We start from the raw sequence: 20,680 nt of genomic DNA on the forward strand, positions 1-20,680 counted from the left end.
AAAAAAATGCAGTGAACGAGAGGAATGCTCCCTCTCTATCTCACAACAAATTTAAAACTCTTTTAGATCTTCAGCTTCTATTTTTCTAGTTTTATGATAAAAATTTAAATCATGGTCATTAATTTCTCGCATTACTTTGCAAGGACTTCCTACTGCAATGACGTTAGCTGGGATATCTTTTGTAACAACACTTCCTGCACCAATGACTGTATTTTCCCCAACTCGAACACCAGGTAGGATAATGGCACCTGCGCCTATCCAAACATTGTCCTCAATAATGACTGGCAAATTATACTGTGCCGCCTTCCGTCGTAATTCCGGATGAATCGGATGTGTCCCAGCATCAATCGTCACATTTGGCCCAATCAAGACATTATGGCCGATATGAATATCTGTATCATCCACCAATGTTAAGTTAAAATTAGCATACACATCATTCCCAATATGAGTAAATTTTCCCCAGTTTGCATGAAGAGGTGGCTCGATATGCACATTGTCCCCTACTTCAGCAAACAATTTCTGTAAAATTTCTTTTCTTTTTTCTCCCTCAGATGGTCTAGTTTGGTTAAAATCGTAGAGCATCTCTAAACATTGCATTTGCTCACTTAATATTTCTTCATCATTACAGCAATAAATTTTACCATTATTCATTTTTTCTCTAATATCCATCCAATCTCTCCCCTTATTCATCATTTTTATTCGGTCACTGATTTAATCTGTTTAATATTAAGCTTTCTCCTGTTGCTTGATTTCCGTGTACTGTGGTTTTTTAATAAAAAATGCTAGTACAAGAGCGATAACAGCAAAAATACCGGCTACTATAAATGACATATTCACCCCATGAATAGCGCCATTTACTCCTTCATTTGGGCGAGCTGTTGTAGACATGATCGTAACAAGTAAAGCTGTTCCAACTGCACCTGCCACCTGTCGCATAGTATTGTTCATCGCTGTGCCGTGAGGAATTAATTGTTTAGGCAATTGATTGAGTCCTGCGGTTGTAACTGGCATCATCACCATCGCAATCCCCGCCATTCGAAAAGCATTCACAATTGCTAAATATGCAAACGTTGTGTGTTCATCAAACACGGTAAACATAAAGGTCGTAATAATAAGAATCGTAAGACCGATAATAGCTAAATACCTTGCACCAAATCTATCAAACAATCGGCCTGTAATGGGATTGGCGATTCCCATAATTATCGCTCCTGGTAACAACATTAAACCAGAATAGAGCGCAGTAAAACCTAACATATCCTGCATAAAAAGTGGAAGAACGACTGCTGCACCAATCATCGAAAGAAATGTCACCATTCCTAGTGCAGTCGTGAGTGCAAATGTTTTATTTTTAAAAACTCGGAATTCCAGCATAGGTTGCTCTAGCTTCAATTGTCTTAAAATAAACCACACTAACGTGATCGAGCCAATCACCATCGAAAGGATCACATGCATACTTGCCCATCCACCACTACCAGCGGAACTGAATCCATATAATAAACCACCAAAACCAAGGGTTGATAAGATAATAGAAATGGGGTCTACCTTCGGAAATGTTTGCTTCGTTACATTTTTCAAAACTAGATAGGCAATCGCAATATCGACTAGTGCAATCGGAAGAACGACGTAAAATAAACTTCTCCACGGAAATTGTTCAACCAACCAGCCTGATAAAGTTGGGCCAATTGCGGGGGCAAATGCAATCACCATACCAAACATTCCCATAGCGGAACCCCGTTTTTCTATTGGATAAATTAAAAATAGAATCGTCTGCATTAAAGGCATAATAATTCCTGCCCCAGATGCCTGTAAAATCCTCCCTGTTAATAATATGGGAAAGTTCGTTGCTATCGCACAGACTGCAGTCCCTAAAGCAAATAGTCCCATAGCGGTAAGAAACAATTTTCTCGTTGTAAAACGGCCAATTAAAAAGGCTGTAATCGGAATCATAATCCCATTCACCAGCATAAATGCGGACTGCAGCCATTGAACCGTACTATATTCAATCTGCAAATCTAATGCAATATGTGGCAAAGCCGTAGCCAATAATGTCTGATTTAAAATCGCAACAAAAGCGCCAGATATAAGTACGATCATAATCGGTAATTTGTTTATCTGTGTTGGTTGTTCAGATGGCATATTTCCCCTTCTTTCATCCATTAAATTATTTCGTGTCTCTAAAAGATATATATGATGCTATTTTAACAGAGTTCACTATTGCTTCCCACCACTTCACCTGGAAAATCACAATATTGCTAAAAACCAACCATATAAAAAAATCCAGAACTTAGTTGCAAATTCTGGATTAGGCATGGTATCAATGTTTATTGTTTTTAAGTGAGGTGAAAAATTTCCCTCTTCCTTCCTAAGCTAAAAACTAATTCAAAGAACTTCTTCGGCTATTAAACGATAGGAATTTATCCGCTCTTGGGGTGAGTGAGTAATAGTGAGTATCATCAATTCCTCTGTTTCGTATTTTGTTCGTAAACGATGAAGGGCGGCACCAACCTCTTGTGGATTTCCAATAATCATATTTTGCTTCAAGATATGCAGTTTTTCTTTCTCTTGATCCGTAAGTTCGTATTTTTTCGCCTCCTCAATTGATGGTACCAATTGGCGTTTTCCCTTTTCTGCCTGCAATTGCCAAATCAGCCAACTCAAGGCTACTTCTTCTGCTTTTTCGCTTGTTTCAGCACAAACCGTTGAAACAGTTAAAAGAGCTTGTGGCAATTGGCCAGTCTTTTTAGATTCAAATGCATCCATGTACTGTTGAATGATCTCCGCGCCATTTTCTTCACTCATAAATTGACCAAATGCGTAGGCCAAGCCATTTTTTGCAGCAAGCGCAGCACTCTTTCGGCTTGTTCCAAGTAGCCATGTCTCCGGTGGTACAGGTGGTACGGGTGAAGCTGTCACCTTCTCAAACTCATGATTTTCAGGAAAATCATGATGGAGAAAATGAAGCAAATCATCAAGCAGATCTGGCATTTTATAAACCTGTTGCAAAAAGTTATCAGATAATGCATTCGTAGCCTCAGCTGATCCACCCGGAGCACGTCCTATCCCAATATCAATACGATTTGGAAATAAGGTGGCTAGTAAGTTAAATGTTTCTGCAACTTTATAAGGTTTATAATGAGGTAATAAAGTAGCACCAGAACCAATCCGAATTTTGCTCGTATGGGCTCCAATAAAACCTAACATTATTTCTGGAGCAGGACAGGCAAGACCAGGAAGATCATGGTGTTCAGCAATCCAATAGCGTGTGTAACCAAACTTTTCTCCTGCCTGAGCTAAATTCATTGATTCATACAATGCATCCTGTGCAGATTGATTGGACGAGATCGGTGACTGGTCTAATATGCTTATCCTCATCAAGACAGCCTCATTTCTTCATTTTTAACCTCTAGTAAGCTGATATGATAGTCGCCAACTTCACCTTCTTTATAAAGATTGGTAACCGAAGTATAGTACGACTGAATCGCTCCCCTAAATGCAATGCCTTTTTCAGGTACTTCCACATCAAAAATACCTGCATATAACAATGTAGCAATATCATGATAATTTTCGCTCGTAACTTTAAAATCAACTATAATGTTCAACAAACCATCCTGCTCATTTTCCTTATAATGATCCACAGGAATGACAGTTTGATTTAAAAGAATATTCGAAACCAAAACATTCGCCCCTTTCATAAATGAAGATAAAAGAATATTTAATGGTTAATTTAAGTGTGCCCATTCATAATGCTAATACAAAAACTTATTGTGCATATGAAAAAGTCTAACAAACTTTATATGATTTTGTTACTTTTTCGCATCTAGGTTGTAAGCTATGATGGCTGGCCAAACAGATATTTTCAATACTAGCTAGTGTCCTTCAAACTTGTTAGGTAAATCATACGGAAAGTGGCTCGTCTCTTGCTAGTAATAAGCATCCCGAATAAAGGATAGTAGGTACTCTGCATCTCTGCCAACTCCACAAAGCAATGCCGAACCTCGCTGGTATTGCCAAGGCAACCCGAGAAAGTATAATCCCTGAATTGGGGTAACACCCCTTTGGTGATTTAATTTGCCTTCTGGAGTCAAACGATCCTCCACTTTGACCCAATGATAATCTGATTTAAAACCGGTCGCCCAAATAATTGTATTAAAATATTGTTTACTTCCACCTTGAAAATGCACTTTATTGTTTTTGACTTGCAAGACCTTCTGCTTAATTCTTACAATATTCTTGGAAATTAGTTTTTTGAGCTCATAGCCGAAAATAGGATCGGCCCGCTTTTTAAACCAGCTTCCTTGCTTCGTATCTATGCCTGCATATAATAATCTCGCCCATTCTAACCATTGAAAAATACTTATACCCAAGAGTCGTAACGGCAAAAAATGTAATGGATGACTGATTGCAATTGTAACTTCTCTATCCCTGGATAATTCAGTAGCGATTTGTGCTCCGGAATTCCCACCACCTACTATAAGGACAGACCCTTTAGCTGTTTGACCTGGTGAAAAATATTGGGTAGAGTGCATTTGTTCAATATTTTCATTTCTTCCCTTTATAACATCTGGGATAAAAGGGTCTTGTAATGCCCCTGCTGCAATCACGACTTGTTTCGCTTCCATTGTTCCTTGACTAGTAAGCAGTTCAAACTTATGTTCTTTTTTATTTACTTCAAAAACCTTTGTATCATGCTTAATTGGCAATTCAAAGTGTGTGGCATATGTAAATAGATAATCTGCCAACTCATCCTTTGTTGGGTAACCTGCAGAAGGTCCGTTCATTGGATAACCAGATAACGAACAATAACTTCTCGGGGTGAATAAAATTAATGAGTCATACCGCTTTCGCCAAAAATCACCTATCTGTAAACAATCATCCAAAATGATAAAAGGAATATTTTCCTTTTTTAAATAATATCCCATACTTAAACCAGCCTGGCCCCCACCTACAACTACCACATCAAAGTTCATTCTACTCTCCTCCTTATATGTATATATGACCACTAATTCATATTACGAGTATAAATGATTACAATATATTTTCAAGTGCTGGTAATTAGGGTACTGTCTCATTTATAAATAAAGCAATATAAGATATAAGTTCAAACAGCCTTATTCACATTTTCAGAGCCTACATCTGGGCAATTACAACGATGTTTTAGGTAAATAAGAATCTATAAGTTTTTTACTCTAAAAATTGCTCATACTTACCAGTCTGGAGAAGAGAAAAAATGATAAACAAAACAGCAAAAAAGGTGCGAATCTCCTGGGAAATAATAGAGATTTATGTTTCGCACCTGTTCAATTAATCTGATGAAACTGATTTAATTTTTCTATTATTTTAGTTATACGATGAAATATAAAAATTCGGACTCTTCCGGTTGTTTGTAGGTATTTCTCTAGTTGTCCTTATCGAAACAACTTATATTTTTCGCTTAAAATAGTAAATAAACCCGTATCACTTTACTCCAACACTATCACTATTTTCGATAATCTCCTGTTTCTTTTTCTTCACCACTTTATTCGCAAATATGGTAATAAGAAAAGAACATGTAAAGGCGACTATCATAGCAATAATAAAACCAATGATATTATCTGAGGCAAATGGTGCGACAAAAGAAGGTAAGTAAGCCGTTCCTCTTACATTAAAGATCCCAACTAAAGTTCCACCAATTCCAGCTGAAAAAAGTGCTCCCCCAAAAACAAGTTTATTGGAAAACATAAAAGGATAGGCGGATTCTACAAAAGTGCCGAAACCTAGATTGATCATAAAGCCTGGGGTGGCTATAGCCGCTTCGCCTTTATCACGTGGTGCGATAATGTTTGCCAGGTTAATTCCTGCTGCCACGATAACTAATGAAACCATATCAACAGCACCCAGGAAGCTATTTCCGCTCTTTTCCATTTCAAGTAAGACAATTGGTAGAATCGCTGCATGATAGATCCCACCAAGAATCGCCGGCCAAATTAATAACCCCGCAACTGCGCCAGCCAGAATAGGACTGAATGTAACGGCCTGTTCAATAACCAGTTTTATGTAATCTCCCAACACTAAAGCGAGTGGTCCAATTAGGTAGAATACAAGCAAGCCAGCAATAATACCAGAGAAACCTCCCGCAACGATATTCACGGTTGTCATCGGAAAGCGCCATTGGACACATTTCAGGAATAAAAATTGAACGAGTAAACCTGCGCCAATGCCCCCAATCATACCTCCAATAATGCCCCCATCAATCGATAATACCCCAGCAATAATTCCGGCAACAATGGAAACTTCATCTAAGTCAGAAACTTGCTTTGCGGCAATCGCGGCAATTACAACAGGCAAGGCTTGCAATAAAAGATCAAAAATATCTCCGAGACCTGATAATCCTGGAATCTTACTTAATGCTAGAATTAAGGCTAGAGCGATAAAGGCAGGCAATGCAGCCATCATAATCCCTCTAATATTAATTTTTTTCAAGGGGTTTTCTCCCTTTGTCTCAGAAGGACCACCAATAACTGGTTGATACTTAACGCCCCAAAATTTACTTAAAGATGAAACAAAAGATACAGCCCTTGTGCGATTTGTTGTTCCCGTTGTACCAGATGTTGAAATTACATTGGCTCCTTTTGAGGCTGTGATGGCCATTGACGTACCGCCCGTCCCAACAACAGGGATTCTTTTTTCAGCAGCGGCTAAAATAGCTTCCTTATTACTTCCTGCTGGATCAATACTCATCGTAATCAAACCATCAATCTTTCCATTACGAATGTCTTGAGCGATCTCGGAATCTATTAACTTCGCTTCCTCATTTACTTCTGGCAGGGTACCTGTATATACTCTAGCTGGCTTTTTTTCTTTAAGAATATATAAGCCAGCTTTAGTGTGTTTCTTCGCTATATCCATCGAAACTTCAGCCCCAATAAATTGGACTGCCTTTATATGGATACCAGCTGAGTCACACTGTGTAAAAATTTCCGATAAAAGTTTTTCCGGATCCTTTCCACCTAAATTATATAAATTCCCACCACTGCTGCCTAAAATAGCTATATTTTTCACATTGCTCCTCCTCTGTAAAAATGAATCCAGTTAGAGATTTATACTTTACTTTATTAGCAAGATAAAGTAATAAAGCGATAAAGTATAGCTACAGTATAAACCTGAATAGTAAAAATTTAAAGGAGAAAATATCAATTTTGACTTTTCTCATAGAACTTTATATAGTCTAATCTTTGTCATAGGAGACTTGGGCAATCGCTCCTTCTACTGAATATTTCACAAAAAGGAGACAAAAAATCCTTTCCTTGTCTAGTAAATTGAAAGGAAAGGAAGCACAGGCAAATTGTGAAGAGGATCGCAAAAAGTTTTTTCGTATTTTTATATACAAATATCTGTTGCCATTTTCTAAAAGTTCCTTCTTTTAACCTTTCCACGCGTTAAACAACCGTACGATTCCAAAAGCGATGGACCGCAATCGCCTCTCCGAACTCCTCAATAAATCTTTTCATATCATCTGATAATATTACCCCGACACTCTGCCCCATTTCATCTGTCTCCAGCCACCTCTTTCCATCATGTGTGGCACCAATCGGTTTATAATGGGAGTATGCCTCATACACAAATTGACCTGCTTCTTTGTTAAATTCAACGCTTTTACTACTCCCTCTAACCATATAAACTGCATCAAAAACAACGGAATCAGTTGTTAAGAACGTATGGTCAGCTTTAAAAGTAATGCCATCTGTCCCTCTTACTGTTCCTAGGGTTTCACTAATAATTTCAGGCTGTACCCCACTGGCTTTTAATCCTTCCAAGACAAATTGCACTTCTTTGCCGTTAAAGCCATCTGTTAAAATGACTGCAAGTTTTCTTGTTTCTGCACTATATTTCGTATTTAATTGACTAAGAGCTGGAGAGGACTTCGTTATGTTGGTTCCTCCACTTTTAGGTGGCTTTGTCCCAATGTATTCAGCAATTGCTAAAGCTAAGTCCAAATTTACGTTCGCAAACATATCAACTATTTGCTGCCTTACCGATTGGCTTTTCACCTTCCCAAGTTCAAAGCGATAGGCATCAATAATATGTTTCTTTTCAGGCTTGCTCATGCTATTCCAAAATAGTGATGCCTGTGAAAAGTGATCTCTGAAACTTTCGCTTCTCTCCCGTACTTTACGCCCTTCCACTTTTTCCTGATAATGAACATACCCACCTTCTTCTGCACTCGCCGGGGCAGGTGTATTGCCTGCTAATGAACTTTTATGATAGCTTACCTTGCCAACATTAATTGTTTGACGATGATAGCCATCTCGTTGGTTATTATGAAATGGACACACGGAACGATTAATTGGGATTTCATGAAAGTTTGGCCCGCCAAGACGGATAAGCTGTGTATCTGTATAGGAAAATAAACGTCCCTGTAATAAAGGATCATTAGTAAAATCAATTCCTGGCACAACATGACCGGGATGAAAAGCCACTTGCTCTGTTTCCGCAAATACATTATCCACATTCCGATTTAATATCATTTTCCCAATGATTTTTACAGGAATTTCTTCCTCTGGCCAAAGCTTAGTCGCATCCAAAATATCGAAAGTAAATTTGAATTCATCTTCTTCATCTAGAATCTGAACGCCTAGCTCGAACTCTGGAAAATGCCCCTTTTCAATATTCTCCCATAAATCTCGGCGATGATAGTCTGGATCTTCTCCTGAGATTTTTTGTGCCTCATCCCAAACGAGTGAATGAACCCCTAATTTCGGTTTCCAATGAAATTTCACAAAATAAGCCTTTCCATCTTCATTCACAAAACGAAAGGTATTCACACCGAATCCTTCCATCATCCGAAAACTTCGAGGTATGGCTCGATCTGACATTAACCACATCGTCATATGCGCTGCTTCTTGATTGTTGGCTACAAAATCCCAATACGTATCATGTGCAGACGATGCCTGAGGCATCTCATTATCTGGTTCAGGTTTTATTGCATGTACTATATCTGGAAATTTAATGCCATCTTGGATAAAAAATACTGGCATATTATTGGCTACTAGATCATAGACTCCCTCTTCTGTATAAAACTTCGTTGCAAATCCTCTTACATCCCGCACAGTTTCGGCAGAGCCACGAGAACCAACCACAGTAGAAAAGCGCACAAAAACAGGCGTTTTCACACCTGGATTCTGTAAAAATTTTGCCTTCGTGTATTTTCTCATACTCTCATAAACTTGAAACTCCCCGTAGGCAGCAAATCCACGAGCATGAACTACTCGTTCTGGTATTCTCTCATGATCAAAATGCGTCATTTTTTCACGAAAATGGAAATCTTCCATTAAAGTTGGGCCACGCTCACCAGCTTTTAAAGAAAATTCATCCTCGCTCACCTTCATGCCTTGATTTGTCGTTAATTTCTTCCCTTTATCTTCTACTCGAAATGCTTCTAATTGCTCATTTTTACTGTTTTCATTTATTTTTCGTTCATTATTCAATGTTCTAAAGCCTCCTTTCTTTCATAATATGTATGTACACGTAGGTATATTCAGATCAATTAATTCGAAGAAGGTTATAGGTACTAGATAAGTTTAAGTTGGTCAGAATAGAGGCTAATGCTATTTTTATTGTCCTAATAAAGATTAATTATTATAATGAAGAGAATTAAATTTAATAATTTTTCATTATAATAAAACTTTTATTAGCTTATTATCCTAATACTTTGGAGGCGGTGAGGATATGCCAGCTGTTAAGGCATGATAAATTATAGCTTCACTTAATCCTAACCTTTTTAATTATTACTTTCACGAGGAGTTTTTCCATTATGATAGAGTTTTTTCAAAAATTTGATCCTGTAACCCAAGCCTTAATAGCTACTTTATTTACTTGGGGAATGACAGCATTAGGAGCAAGTCTTGTTTTTGCTACAAAATCCTTAAATCAACGACTAATGGATAGTATGCTAGGATTTGCTGGAGGCGTCATGATTGCAGCCAGTTTCTGGTCTCTCCTAGCACCAGCGATTGAAATGTCAGATAACCATGCGTTAGGAAGTTGGTTTCCAGCGGCTGCAGGTTTTTTATTAGGTGGGATTTTTCTATGGGGGATTGATAAAGTTTTACCTCATCTTCATCCCAATGCACCGATCGGGCAGGCTGAAGGCTATTCTCCAAATCAACGAAAAAGAAGCACATTGTTAGTGCTCGCTATCACATTACATAATATTCCAGAAGGATTAGCGGTTGGAATTGCTTTTGGTGCACTCGCCAATGGAAGCACAGAGGCCACCTTAGCAGGTGCAGTGACATTAGCAATCGGGATCGGAATTCAAAACTTCCCTGAAGGTGCTGCAGTTTCCATGCCTTTAAGAGCAGATGGACTGTCGCGCAAGCAAAGCTTCTTTTATGGACAATTTTCAGGGATGGTTGAACCAATTGCTGCGATGATCGGGGCATTGGCTGTTAGCTTTATTGAACCGCTCTTACCTTATGCTTTAAGTTTTGCCGCTGGTGCGATGATCTTTGTTGTGGCCGAAGAAGTTATCCCAAGTTCGCAAGAAAAAGGAAATAAAGATTTAGCCTCTATGAGTTTAATGATCGGTTTCACTATAATGATGATTCTCGACGTAGCTTTAGGCTAATTAAAGTGTTAGAAAAAACCGCCCCCAATGTTGAGTAGTTCAATTTGGGGGCAGTTTTCATTACCGTTTTTTTATTTCTGATTCTCATTTTATTTCAATCGTTTTCCCTTCTTTTCGCCACTCTTTATATTCTGCAGCGGCTGTAAAAAGAACATCTGTTGATGAATTGAGCGCTGTTTCGAAGGAGTCTTGTAAAACACCGATAATAAAGCCAACTCCAACGACCTGCATAGCGATATCATTTGAGATGCCAAACAAGCTACAAGCTAGAGGAATTAGTAATAATGAGCCACCTGCAACCCCTGAGGCTCCGCAAGCAGAAATCGCCGCCACGACACTTAAGATAACTGCAGTTGGAAAATCGACTTGAATATCAAGTGTATGAACAGCCGCAAGAGTCAAGACAGAAATGGTCACAGCTGCTCCAGCCATATTGATTGTTGCTCCTAATGGAATTGAAACGGAATAACTGTCTTTATTTAAGCCAAGATTATCACATAATTTCATATTTACGGGAATATTTGCTGCCGAGCTTCGTGTAAAAAATGCTGTAATTCCACTTTCTTTTAAACATTTAAAAACAAGTGGGTAAGGATTTTGTCTAATTAAGAAATAGACAATGATTGGATTGATGATCAATGCAACCATAAGCATACAGCCAATTAAAACAAGAAGTATTTTACCATAACCAACTAGCGCATCTAATCCACTTGTCGTAATGGACTCAAGCACAAGACCCATAATACCTAACGGAGCAAATTTAATTACCCATGTAACCACTTTTGTAATCGCATCAGAGAAATTGGAAATTATGTTTTTAGTTGAATCTGCAGCCTTTCTTAATGCCAAACCCAGAACAACTGCCCAAGCCAATATGCCAATATAGTTAGCATTAGAAATAGCATTAATGGGATTATCAACAACATTTAACAATACTGTTTTTAAAACCTCAACCACACCACTAGGAGGGGTAACTCCTTCAGCCTCATTTACAAGAGTCATATTTACAGGAAAAATAAAGCTGACAATAACAGCGAATAATCCAGCTAAAAAAGTTCCTATCAAGTAAAGGAAGATAATTGATTTCATATTCGTTTTTTTGCCATCTTTATGTTGGGCGATCGCTGACATCACCAATATGAGCACTAACACAGGTGCTATCGCCTTTAAGGCACCTACAAATAACGAACCAAAAATAATGATCGGCTTTGCTCCGTCCGGAATGGTCAACGCTAAAACAACACCGCTAATCAAACCAATAATAATTTGTTTTACTAAGCCCAATCGATTCCATTTACTTAGTAAACTAGCCATAAATTATTCCCCCATAAAAACAGTTTCTATCAACTTCTTATTCCATTGTATGCATACAATTGTTTTTCTAATAAAGACAATTATACGTTCTCTATTAATATATTACAATACCATTATTGAAAATTAAATGACGGCCTCAAGTTGGACGGTTAACCATTCTACTGCCAATCTATAGGGAACTCTCACTACTAAGTTATATTCTATGCCGGCGATACAAAAAAAGCACTCGTGCCATTTGACATCGAATGCTTACCATGGTTATACGAGAAACTAGCAGTGCTTCCTTATTGCAATCATTCAATGGTTAGGTCGTTTTAACAATCCGCCCTGATCATAAAGTGAGATTTATTCTCACAAAAACAACCTTGCTTACACCTTATTTTCCAAAATACTTTTTCATTAACAGTTCAGCCTCATGTATACCTGTTTTCGTTAAATAAACCGATTTTGACCGTCTACTTCCTCGAATCAAATCTTCATCTAAAAATTTATTTAAAATCTCAAAAGGATACCCCTTCCAGCTTCTTCTCATTTCGTCGGGAAGTTCCTCCTCTTTTCATGATGTTAAATATAATAGTAATAAAGAAAGCTCCTTAATTTCCTCTTCCATTTCCCGTCACCTCTCGTTAGTCTGATGGCTGGCTATGACTATAAATCGAAACTCTTTGACTGAAAACTTTTTTTATTCATCTGCGGGATTGTTTTCATTCCATTCTTCCAGTTCTTGCATCTGTTCATGTGTGACTCCATAAGGCGCTCCGCCACTCGTATATCCGGCAATGTAAGCAAAAGTTTCGTCTGAATCTAGATAGGCAAGCAATTCCTGTTCTTCTCGTTCTCTTTTTTTCTTTTCTCGTTTTCGTTGATTATGTAATTTGCGGTTTTGAATGGTTTGTTTCACTCTAGCTATTTCTTCAGAATCTAGGGGTGCGCCCAGTCGCCTTAGTTCGTTCATTGCATTTTTTAAATTAAAACCAGTGATTTTAGAATAAGCCTTTATAATATTATCTCCCTCAAATTGCTCAATCCATACCTTTGCTTTTTCCAAACGCTCTTCCTTGGACAGTCCTTGCAGTGGTTTTCTCTTCTTTTTCTTTTTCTTCATTTTTATCATTTGCACCTTTCATCTCTTATCCATCGTACTTGAGCTCACGAAATGGAAAAGCTAGATTTAATCTGTTTCAAGAAACTTCTTTAAATCTAGCTATTACCACCAGAGATCATTAAGTTCGTTTTTTCAAATCGATGTGGTAACCTATTTCATTTCAATTTCATTACGCATTTTTAATTTTAAAAATTTCTCTTTCGTGTTCTGAAGTTTTTTTATCAAAATATTCCAGATCTTCTTTTGTTGCAAGTTTTTCAAAATGAGATATTGTATCTGCATGATATTCTGTTAATTTTCCTGTTTGTTTGTAAATGGAATCTTGTTTTAATTCTAGATTAGATAGGCGCTCATCCATTTTAGCCATATGTGCGGTTGTTTTTTGTTGTTCAGCTTTCAGTGTGGAGACATCATCTTTGAGGTTTGAAACATCAGTTTTGAGGGTTGAGACGTCTTCCTTGAGGTTTGAAACATCAGTTTTGAGGGTTGAGACGTCTTCCTTGAGGTTTGAAACATCAGTTTTGAGGGTTGAGACGTCTTCCTTGAGGACTGAGACATCTTCCTTGAGAGTCGAGACATCTTCCTTGAGGGTCGAGACATCAGTTTTTATCTCTTTTATTTCTACAAGGATTTGATTTAATATTTTTTCGGACATTTTCCTTTACCTCCTTTTTTATAGAAGTACAAACCCATTATACTACAAAATTCAACCCAATTGTCGGTAAGTTTGTTTTTCTGTCATTAAGCTAAATTGAAAATAAAGGGAATCTTCATCCAGTGGATTTCCCCCATTAATTTGATTCAGAATTTCTGTTGCTCCCATCAAACGATCAATATAGAATTTCATAAAAATACGACAGTGCACTAATCACAGCACTGTCGTATGATTTAAAAAGAAGTATTTCGGAACTCCATGTAATCAACAAAACGAATCATTCTTACTCGGATTACTCAGTCCGAAGACTTTCCTGCAATATAAGCCAAAGAAAGAGCCAGCAAGTGCCATGACCATCCAGACCCATCCATGTAAACTGAATGAAGCAATTCCACTAAAGTAGGCACCAATATTACAGCCAAATGCAAGTCTAGCACCATACCCCATTAGCAGCCCACCAATAATCGATGAAGCAGCTACGCCTGGTTTGATTTTTCCCGGTTTGAAATTACCTTGAAACGCAGCAGCAATAAATGCACCAAGGATAATACCAAAATTCAACACACTTGTAGAGTCTGCCAACACGGTTTGTTGTAATGCTTGTGTATTCCCTTGCCAATAAGACCAGCTTGCTACATCCACTCCAAAAAATTGTAGAAATTTAGATCCCCAAAGTACAAAAGCCGATGTAACGCCCCAAGGTGTACCTCTCACTGACAGTACCAGTGCATTGAGGACAGCAAGCACAACACCAGCTGTTACTAATGGCCATGCTCCTCTCCATATTTTCTTGAAACCACTTGTTGTAGCGAGGGGCTTCATTTGTGGCGGTTTTTTCTTTTTAGCAATTTTTACAGTCACACCATAAATGCCAAAGAAAATAAGCAGCTGCACAATCCATCCACCAAAATAACCGAAACCTGTTGATTCTGCTAAAGAAATGGGTGGAAGTGATGGCAGATCCAACCAAAATCCAAGATGATAAGCACCTATGACTGAGCCAGCAATAAATGCAATTAGGGTTAAAATCATCGAGGATTTACCGCCCCCTAAATTATATAGTGTACCGGACGCACAGCCATTTCCCATTTGCATGCCAATACCAAAAACAAATGAACCAACAAGAATACTGACACCCACTGGAGAAACAGATGCTGTTGGCGTTGTTCCTGTAAAACTGAATCCAGTCCCCAATATAATGGCAAATAGTGTTGTCGCAACAGCTAGCATAATCATATGGGCTTGTATGCCTTGCACATTCCCAACCGATACCAACCGCCTGAATGCAGATGTAAATCCAAAGCGTGCATGTAGCAAAGTAACACCTAAAGCAATGCCCAACAAATATAAAATCGCCTGAATGGAACCCGAAGTAACCAAGATCATGACAAATAATATAGCAGCCGCGATCGTACCAATCCATACAAACGGCTTTTGAATAGGATTAAGCTTCGTCACGATCGTGGTTGGTTGCTTCAAATTTCGTACATGTAAGGTTTTCGCAACTTGTGCCATTCCAATCCCCTCTTATCCCTATAAATTTACTCAACTTTAATAAGTAGAAATATTGTAATACATTTTCGGAGGATTGTAAATGGCAAAAACTAAAAGTACGTATTCTATACGCGATTGTCTACTTCTTTACATTTCATTAAAATCGCTTTCCCATTTCTATCTGCAAACTTGTTTTCCATAATTAATTCTTTTATTTTCGAAAAAACTTTGCTACTTGGCCTATATATATAACGACTGGATATCTTGTTTCGTTATTCATCAAAACGATTGCTTTTCTTCTATTGATACTGACAAAATTAGCGTGCCAGGAAGCCCATTATCATATGAAAGATAACCGCCATATGGATCCGCTTCCAATATTTTATTATTGATTGTTATATGATCAAGATTCAGAAATTCTATTCGCTTCTTTACCCGTTTGTCATGGATAGCAACATCCAGAATCGTCTCCGTTGGGGCAATCGTTAGTTTATTAAATCGAATCGGTAGCCCCTCAACTTCTGTTTCTTGATCCAATTCATATTCAATAGAGGGCTGTTTTGTTACAGGAATCTCGAAGTTCCATTCTCCCTCGTAAGCCGTCGTAACATTATTTTGGTCAGAGGTATCACGAATCAATCTCTGAAGCGTTGTGATTTTAAGTTTAATGGTCCCTTCATCCTTTTTTAGTGGCTGTAAACTGATCTTTCCTTGATATACGTTCTTTTCTTTATTATTTAGGTCTGATGTAAGATCCGGGGGAGAGTACCTGGGGAACGTTTTATAACCCATGATTTCATATTCATTCTCCACAGAAAGACCCTCATTATCATCCATCATATATTGATTGTCTTTAGCTGTATCTTCTATTTCATAAAATAATGGTGGCTCTTTTATCTGCACTTACTGGTCTAAAATCCGCATAAGTGGCTCATTTCATCCGCAATAATCAATCGTTATGATCGCATCAAAAAAATCGGCGTTTAACCGATTTTTTGAAAGATTTTCGATTAACTTTCTTTTTCTTCCATTAGATCAACACTACGTTGTTCATCAAATGTTAGCACTTCTTCCACCTTTTGTTCAGGCTTACCGTAAATTTCTTTTGCTTTGTAAGAATGAATGGTTTCATACATCATTTGAACTTGTTTAAAGATATCTTCCTCTGTCTCGTTTTTATTTGGTGACCAATATAAAATTTCTAAAGCGAACGGTTCACCCGTCACTAATGAACGGGCCTGATAGCCAATTGATCGGGCATGAATAAATCCCTCACGATTATAAAAGCGTAATCTTTTTTCCGTATCAGAATCATCTTGAGACTCCCACGTCTAAAGACGCAAGCCCTAGACCTTGCGGTTTAACGGGTGGGATTCTTGAATGACTAAACGTTCGCAGTCCATTTCTGTTTTGAACAGCCTTCAAGATGAGGGTATCTCATTACCCCTCCTAAGACAGTGCATCTAGCATCTTAGGCTGAATGACTATTACCATCAATCACAGGTGCGTATCGAATATTCATAGCACCGACTAAATCGCGATGTTTTTCGAATCCACATTTACACTTATATTTGCGGTCTTGTGCCTTATTTTTTTCAAAACATTTAGGACATGTTTGACTTGTGTATGCAGGATTCACATATTCAACTTTCATTCCCTCTAGATTCGCTTTGTATTCAATGAATTTTGCTAGGCGGTAGAATGACCAATTGTGCAGATTCTTTTCGTTTTTACGGCTTGTGCTTGCCGTCTGTCTAATGTTCGCTAATTTTTCTAAGCGAATGACAGAAATCTTATTTTCTTTTGCAAAATCAATGATGGCACGACTAACCTTATGGTCTTGGTCTTTCATCCAGCGTTGTTCCTTATCTTTTGAATTGCGGATAGCATTTAACTTTTTCCTTTTGCCTAATGTTTTGCGTTCAGAACGGAATTTTCGCTTCACGTATTTATTTTGTCTGCCATTACCAAAGAAGCGTACCTTTTCATCATCTGTCACAGCCACAGCAGGTACTTTTAAGCCTAAGTCTATACCCATGACTTTTAAATCTGTTCCTTGAATGGGAGGTATAGTGACAGAAATTTGGGCAATCCATTTATTCGTTTTCTTTGTGACACGTAGTGTACCTAATTTGTGTTTTAGCAAATCGAAATTACGGTTATCTTTATCAACTAACAAAGCACGAATAGGAGTTTTAGTTGCTTTGCCATTGACCATAATTGGCATTAAAATGTGTGTTAAATCAAACGAATAGTTTTGGTTATTCCAAATACACACTGGTTTCTTCAAAACAGGAATCACCTTGTATTTATTTTTCTTCGCTTTTTTAAACACACTTTTAGCGTCTTTAATCGCTTGATTTTTAACGGCACTTGGCAGGGCGGCAGAAATATTCTTGCTTGATTTCTTTGTACTTTTCTTTTCAGCAACCATTTCTGAAACGAGGGTGTTGATTGTAGAAATGTACGATTGACTCATTTCTGACAAAATAGAAGCCTGTTCTTTTGTTGGAAGCAACTTGACTTGAACCGTTATGGTTTGCGACACACGGATTCACCCCCTTGTTTTTTGTTGCTCAACATAACGTTTAATGGTTTCGCTCGATACATTTCCTGCGGTAGATACAAAATAGGAACGTGTCCAAAGGCTTGGCAAGTGTTGAAGATGAGAAAATTCCTCTCTTAACTTTTTAGAAGTCACTCCTTTAATTTTTGCCATAATATCAGCAGGACTAAATGTTGGCAGTGCATTCAGAAACATATGGGTATGGTCGTTGTCACATTCCAAAGCAACAATCACAATTTTTAATTCTTCACAAATTTCTTGGACTAATTGTTTGAATCGTTCTTCTACATCAGTACGAAGGAAAATTTTCCTTCTGTACCTGGGACAGAAAACGAAATGATAATGGATTGATGATACGGTTGTCTTTGTTCTTCTGTATTCGTTCATAAACCCATTGTATTAGTTTTCCGTATAAACTACAACAGAAATACAATAAATATAGAGTGAAATTTTCAGATACTTGAAGCCCCGCAAAACCTTACGTTTTTTAGTGGTACTCCGTATCTGACCTCACTCTCATCCCACCCCTAAAGGGGTGCTGTCGCACCGTGGGGGGCTTTCCCGTTCGGAGACTCTGTAATCAATCGGTTCTACCTCTAATAGATTGGGCTTACTTTTCTCTTTCATTTTTTCAATTAATGTATGCCTAATTCCCTGCCCTCTTGATTTCGAGGATACCCATATATAATCAATAAAAATAAATGGATCGAACTCCGCGTACATCATCACATGATATGGACCCTCATCCTTACGATAAATATCCCCCTTTTCACTTAATAATTTATCCATATGCTTTTTTGACTTCATTTCCTCTGCCGGAAAGTATTCGTTTAATTTATTGTACCAACTCATGAAAGTTCTCCTTAAAATTTCTTATTATAATAAACCTTGAATAGAAATTTAAAATATATGTCCTAGTATCCGCAAAAAGTCAACTTTCATTCGCGAATGGCTTACACAATTTTAACAAAGGATACCTTTTATCATATCATTAATGGAATCGGAAGGTTTATTTTTGTTTGGGCGATCTTGTACCGTTAAAAAAACATCAATTCCCCCCTCAAACCCGCATTCCACTGTTCGAGTAAAAAATAGTTATGCTGCGGAACCCCCATTTTGAAGGATTTTCGGATCAAAGATGACCATTTTCCGGGCCTTTTCCGGCTGTTTTTTCACCTTTTTTGGGAAGTTGGAGTAAAGTTTTTGGAGTAATGGATAGAAGAGAAAACCGAGGAAGGATAAGAAGGACAAGGGATTGGGCATGAAAAGACCCCGAGTTCGCAAATGATTATTTTAACGAAATCAGGGGCGGATTAGCACATGTTTATTTTGTTTCGGTGATGTTTATTTTAGTTAGACAGATCTCAGTTCCAGCTTTGCCACACACTCCACATGGGACGAGTTGATAGAATTGATGTTTTTGTGATTTTTAGCAAAAGGCTCGTATGCGGGAACATATCGACTTAATTGTACGTTCGTGGGAACATGTCAATAAACATATTTAATCCTTACTCAGCTGCTCAGATAAATATTTCAGCATATCAGGTACTCTCCAAGCATTTGCTTGACTTATTTCTAGATGCTTTTCTAGAAGATGGGGTTTTAAAGTGTAAAGATCCTCTAGCTCATCTCTTAATTTGAAAGGGGGATAAGTACTATCTAACGCATTGTTTAATGCGTTAACGATTTTATCATCTAAATCTATTTGGGATATGTAATACATAACAATTTCTTTGTTGCGATTTCCTCAGTTAAAGTTATGTGCAATAGTCTCACCGACAAAGACCTTCTCATAAAACAATTTAAAAAAACCTTGCTGGATTAGAGTTAGCTTGTCTATTTCAGAGATATCATTGAACTTCCCATTCCATTTATACTCTGTACCAAAAATATCAGAATCTATAGTATTAAATACATGCTCGTAAGCCTCTTCTAATCGGTCTTCGGGTACTGTTTGTTTCTAAGCAAACTGATAAGAATCTTATAATCATCCGATACTTTAAATTTACTTCTCCACAGCTCTCTTATAAAAGTTTACCTGCCGTGAAAATGCCTTATAATTGAACTTTTTCTTCTTAGAATATCTAAACAAAAGCCACTTTCCTCCATTAAAAATTCAATCAATACTTCACAGTACACCTCAGAAAGCTCAAAATGTTTATACCAAACTTTTGCTATTTCATCGTCTAATACCTTAAATGGTTGAGGATATCTTTCTAATGTAAAACTCTTTAATTGGGTTAAAAAGTCACTATATTCGTCAAACTCTATTGCAGTTGCTTTTATCAAGATGAGTACGTAATTGATTCATAATCGGAAATGCTTCAAGGATTTCCTTCTCGGATTGGAGTTCATTAAAAGTTAAGGTATTCATTAATATACTCCTTTTTTAATTATTACAACATATTAACTTATTTGTATTCCCAACATTCAACATACCAAATTTCCCTTTTTAATTTACGAAATATTTTATTGTTCTATCTTCATTTTATTTACCTTCTTTAATTCTCAAATACTACTATTTCATAAGACTAGTTTACATTAATTTTACTAGTTGTGTAGATTTATTAATCAAAAAATTTAAATTTCCCCTATCTATATTATTCTATAATTAAAGTTTACCTAATAATAACTATTTTCTATTTTCTTGAACTATGATAATTTTCTCAGTATAATGTAAATACAAATTAAATATCACCACTAGGGGTGCTTCATAGAAGCTGAGAGAAGAAATTTTATTCTTTAACCCTTTGAACCTGATTTGGCCAGTACCAACGTAGGGAAGTGAATGAAGCTTTTTTAATTATGGGTAACAAGCAGATTTCACTTATTTTAGTGATTCTGCTTTTTTAGTGCGCCCGGCATGGGCTATAACTTGGTGGTGAAAGTCCACTACAGGCTTGGCAGTAGGAACCGTTAGCTTAAGGCAAGGGTGTCCAC

General features: G+C 37.4%; 21 protein-coding genes, 1 pseudogene and 1 riboswitch. Of the genes and pseudogenes, 1 reads left to right on the plus strand and 21 read right to left on the minus strand.

Annotated elements, in window-relative coordinates; all coding sequences use genetic code 11:
* Nucleotides 1-51: 51 nt before the first annotated feature.
* The 7 genes from J2Z23_RS16390 to J2Z23_RS16420 all read right to left on the minus strand — a co-directional run bounded on the left by J2Z23_RS16390 (nucleotide 52) and on the right by J2Z23_RS16420 (nucleotide 9,464).
* A complete protein-coding gene (locus tag J2Z23_RS16390; protein WP_209974578.1) occupies nucleotides 52-669 on the minus strand; it encodes a sugar O-acetyltransferase in 618 nt (205 codons plus the stop codon).
* Between the two features lie 57 nt (nucleotides 670-726).
* On the minus strand, nucleotides 727-2,136 hold the full coding sequence (locus tag J2Z23_RS16395) for an MDR family MFS transporter (protein ID WP_209974580.1): 1,410 nt from the start codon (nucleotides 2,134-2,136) through the stop codon (nucleotides 727-729).
* Between the two features lie 243 nt (nucleotides 2,137-2,379).
* A complete protein-coding gene (locus tag J2Z23_RS16400; protein WP_057984984.1) occupies nucleotides 2,380-3,372 on the minus strand; it encodes an LLM class flavin-dependent oxidoreductase in 993 nt (330 codons plus the stop codon).
* The gene (locus J2Z23_RS16405; protein WP_209974582.1) at nucleotides 3,372-3,674 is read right to left on the minus strand and encodes a DUF3219 family protein; all 303 of its coding nucleotides are present in this window, start codon (nucleotides 3,672-3,674) and stop codon (nucleotides 3,372-3,374) included. Before J2Z23_RS16405 ends, J2Z23_RS16400 begins: the two co-directional genes overlap by 1 nt.
* A gap of 246 nt (nucleotides 3,675-3,920) precedes the next feature.
* Nucleotides 3,921-4,967 (minus strand): flavin-containing monooxygenase, encoded by a 1,047-nt coding sequence (locus J2Z23_RS16410; RefSeq protein WP_209974584.1) that lies wholly within the window; start codon nucleotides 4,965-4,967, stop codon nucleotides 3,921-3,923.
* 487 nt (nucleotides 4,968-5,454) lie between these two features.
* The gene (locus tag J2Z23_RS16415; RefSeq protein WP_209974586.1) at nucleotides 5,455-7,038 is read right to left on the minus strand and encodes a PTS sugar transporter; all 1,584 of its coding nucleotides are present in this window, start codon (nucleotides 7,036-7,038) and stop codon (nucleotides 5,455-5,457) included.
* Nucleotides 7,039-7,415: 377 nt separating this feature from the next.
* Nucleotides 7,416-9,464, minus strand: a complete 2,049-nt coding sequence (locus J2Z23_RS16420; RefSeq protein WP_064468157.1) for a catalase — start codon at nucleotides 9,462-9,464, stop codon at nucleotides 7,416-7,418.
* A 326-nt stretch (nucleotides 9,465-9,790) separates the two neighbouring features.
* Here J2Z23_RS16420 and J2Z23_RS16425 point away from each other — a divergent pair, with 326 nt between their 5' ends.
* Nucleotides 9,791-10,606, plus strand: coding sequence for a ZIP family metal transporter (locus tag J2Z23_RS16425; protein ID WP_057984973.1), 816 nt, complete (start codon nucleotides 9,791-9,793; stop codon nucleotides 10,604-10,606).
* 84 nt (nucleotides 10,607-10,690) lie between these two features.
* Here J2Z23_RS16425 and sstT read toward each other — a convergent pair whose 3' ends face one another.
* From sstT to J2Z23_RS16490, 14 genes and pseudogenes are all read right to left on the minus strand, one after another.
* Nucleotides 10,691-11,920 carry a serine/threonine transporter SstT gene (gene sstT, locus J2Z23_RS16430; RefSeq protein ID WP_209974588.1) on the minus strand — a complete coding sequence of 410 codons (1,230 nt, stop codon included), beginning with the start codon at nucleotides 11,918-11,920 and terminating at the stop codon, nucleotides 10,691-10,693.
* Nucleotides 11,921-12,296: 376 nt separating this feature from the next.
* The gene (locus tag J2Z23_RS16435; protein WP_205634420.1) at nucleotides 12,297-12,452 is read right to left on the minus strand and encodes a DUF6429 family protein; all 156 of its coding nucleotides are present in this window, start codon (nucleotides 12,450-12,452) and stop codon (nucleotides 12,297-12,299) included.
* Between the two features lie 150 nt (nucleotides 12,453-12,602).
* Nucleotides 12,603-13,025, minus strand: coding sequence for a hypothetical protein (locus tag J2Z23_RS22380; protein ID WP_238482810.1), 423 nt, complete (start codon nucleotides 13,023-13,025; stop codon nucleotides 12,603-12,605).
* 169 nt (nucleotides 13,026-13,194) lie between these two features.
* Nucleotides 13,195-13,680: a coiled-coil domain-containing protein gene (locus J2Z23_RS16445; RefSeq protein WP_057984969.1), complete on the minus strand. Its 486-nt coding sequence runs from the start codon at nucleotides 13,678-13,680 to the stop codon at nucleotides 13,195-13,197.
* A 51-nt stretch (nucleotides 13,681-13,731) separates the two neighbouring features.
* The gene (locus J2Z23_RS16450) at nucleotides 13,732-13,872 is read right to left on the minus strand and encodes a hypothetical protein (RefSeq protein WP_209974590.1); all 141 of its coding nucleotides are present in this window, start codon (nucleotides 13,870-13,872) and stop codon (nucleotides 13,732-13,734) included.
* Nucleotides 13,873-13,944: 72 nt separating this feature from the next.
* Nucleotides 13,945-15,195 carry a YeeE/YedE family protein gene (locus J2Z23_RS16455; RefSeq protein ID WP_209974592.1) on the minus strand — a complete coding sequence of 417 codons (1,251 nt, stop codon included), beginning with the start codon at nucleotides 15,193-15,195 and terminating at the stop codon, nucleotides 13,945-13,947.
* 190 nt (nucleotides 15,196-15,385) lie between these two features.
* Nucleotides 15,386-15,457: a hypothetical protein gene (locus J2Z23_RS22825; RefSeq protein WP_420798641.1), complete on the minus strand. Its 72-nt coding sequence runs from the start codon at nucleotides 15,455-15,457 to the stop codon at nucleotides 15,386-15,388.
* Nucleotides 15,454-16,077, minus strand: coding sequence for a hypothetical protein (locus tag J2Z23_RS16460; protein WP_057995854.1), 624 nt, complete (start codon nucleotides 16,075-16,077; stop codon nucleotides 15,454-15,456). The genes J2Z23_RS22825 and J2Z23_RS16460 overlap by 4 nt, the downstream gene beginning before the upstream one ends.
* Nucleotides 16,078-16,184: 107 nt before the next feature.
* Nucleotides 16,185-16,400, minus strand: a complete 216-nt coding sequence (locus J2Z23_RS16465; RefSeq protein ID WP_057984953.1) for a hypothetical protein — start codon at nucleotides 16,398-16,400, stop codon at nucleotides 16,185-16,187.
* A 245-nt stretch (nucleotides 16,401-16,645) separates the two neighbouring features.
* Entirely contained in the window at nucleotides 16,646-17,722 is a 1,077-nt protein-coding gene (locus tag J2Z23_RS16470; protein WP_057984951.1) for an RNA-guided endonuclease TnpB family protein, read from the minus strand.
* 6 nt (nucleotides 17,723-17,728) lie between these two features.
* Nucleotides 17,729-18,127, minus strand: coding sequence for an IS200/IS605 family transposase (gene tnpA / locus J2Z23_RS16475; RefSeq protein WP_057984949.1), 399 nt, complete (start codon nucleotides 18,125-18,127; stop codon nucleotides 17,729-17,731).
* A gap of 171 nt (nucleotides 18,128-18,298) precedes the next feature.
* Nucleotides 18,299-18,592, minus strand: a pseudogene (locus J2Z23_RS16480) (GNAT family N-acetyltransferase); the annotation flags it as partial.
* Between the two features lie 649 nt (nucleotides 18,593-19,241).
* The gene (locus tag J2Z23_RS16485; protein WP_209974594.1) at nucleotides 19,242-19,463 is read right to left on the minus strand and encodes a hypothetical protein; all 222 of its coding nucleotides are present in this window, start codon (nucleotides 19,461-19,463) and stop codon (nucleotides 19,242-19,244) included.
* 311 nt (nucleotides 19,464-19,774) lie between these two features.
* Entirely contained in the window at nucleotides 19,775-20,029 is a 255-nt protein-coding gene (locus J2Z23_RS16490; protein ID WP_209974596.1) for a hypothetical protein, read from the minus strand.
* A gap of 403 nt (nucleotides 20,030-20,432) precedes the next feature.
* Nucleotides 20,433-20,540: riboswitch (TPP riboswitch) on the plus strand.
* Nucleotides 20,541-20,680 lie beyond the last annotated feature (140 nt).

This window comes from Lederbergia galactosidilytica, from assembly GCF_017873565.1.
Taxonomy (GTDB): domain Bacteria; phylum Bacillota; class Bacilli; order Bacillales; family Bacillaceae_C; genus Lederbergia; species Lederbergia galactosidilytica.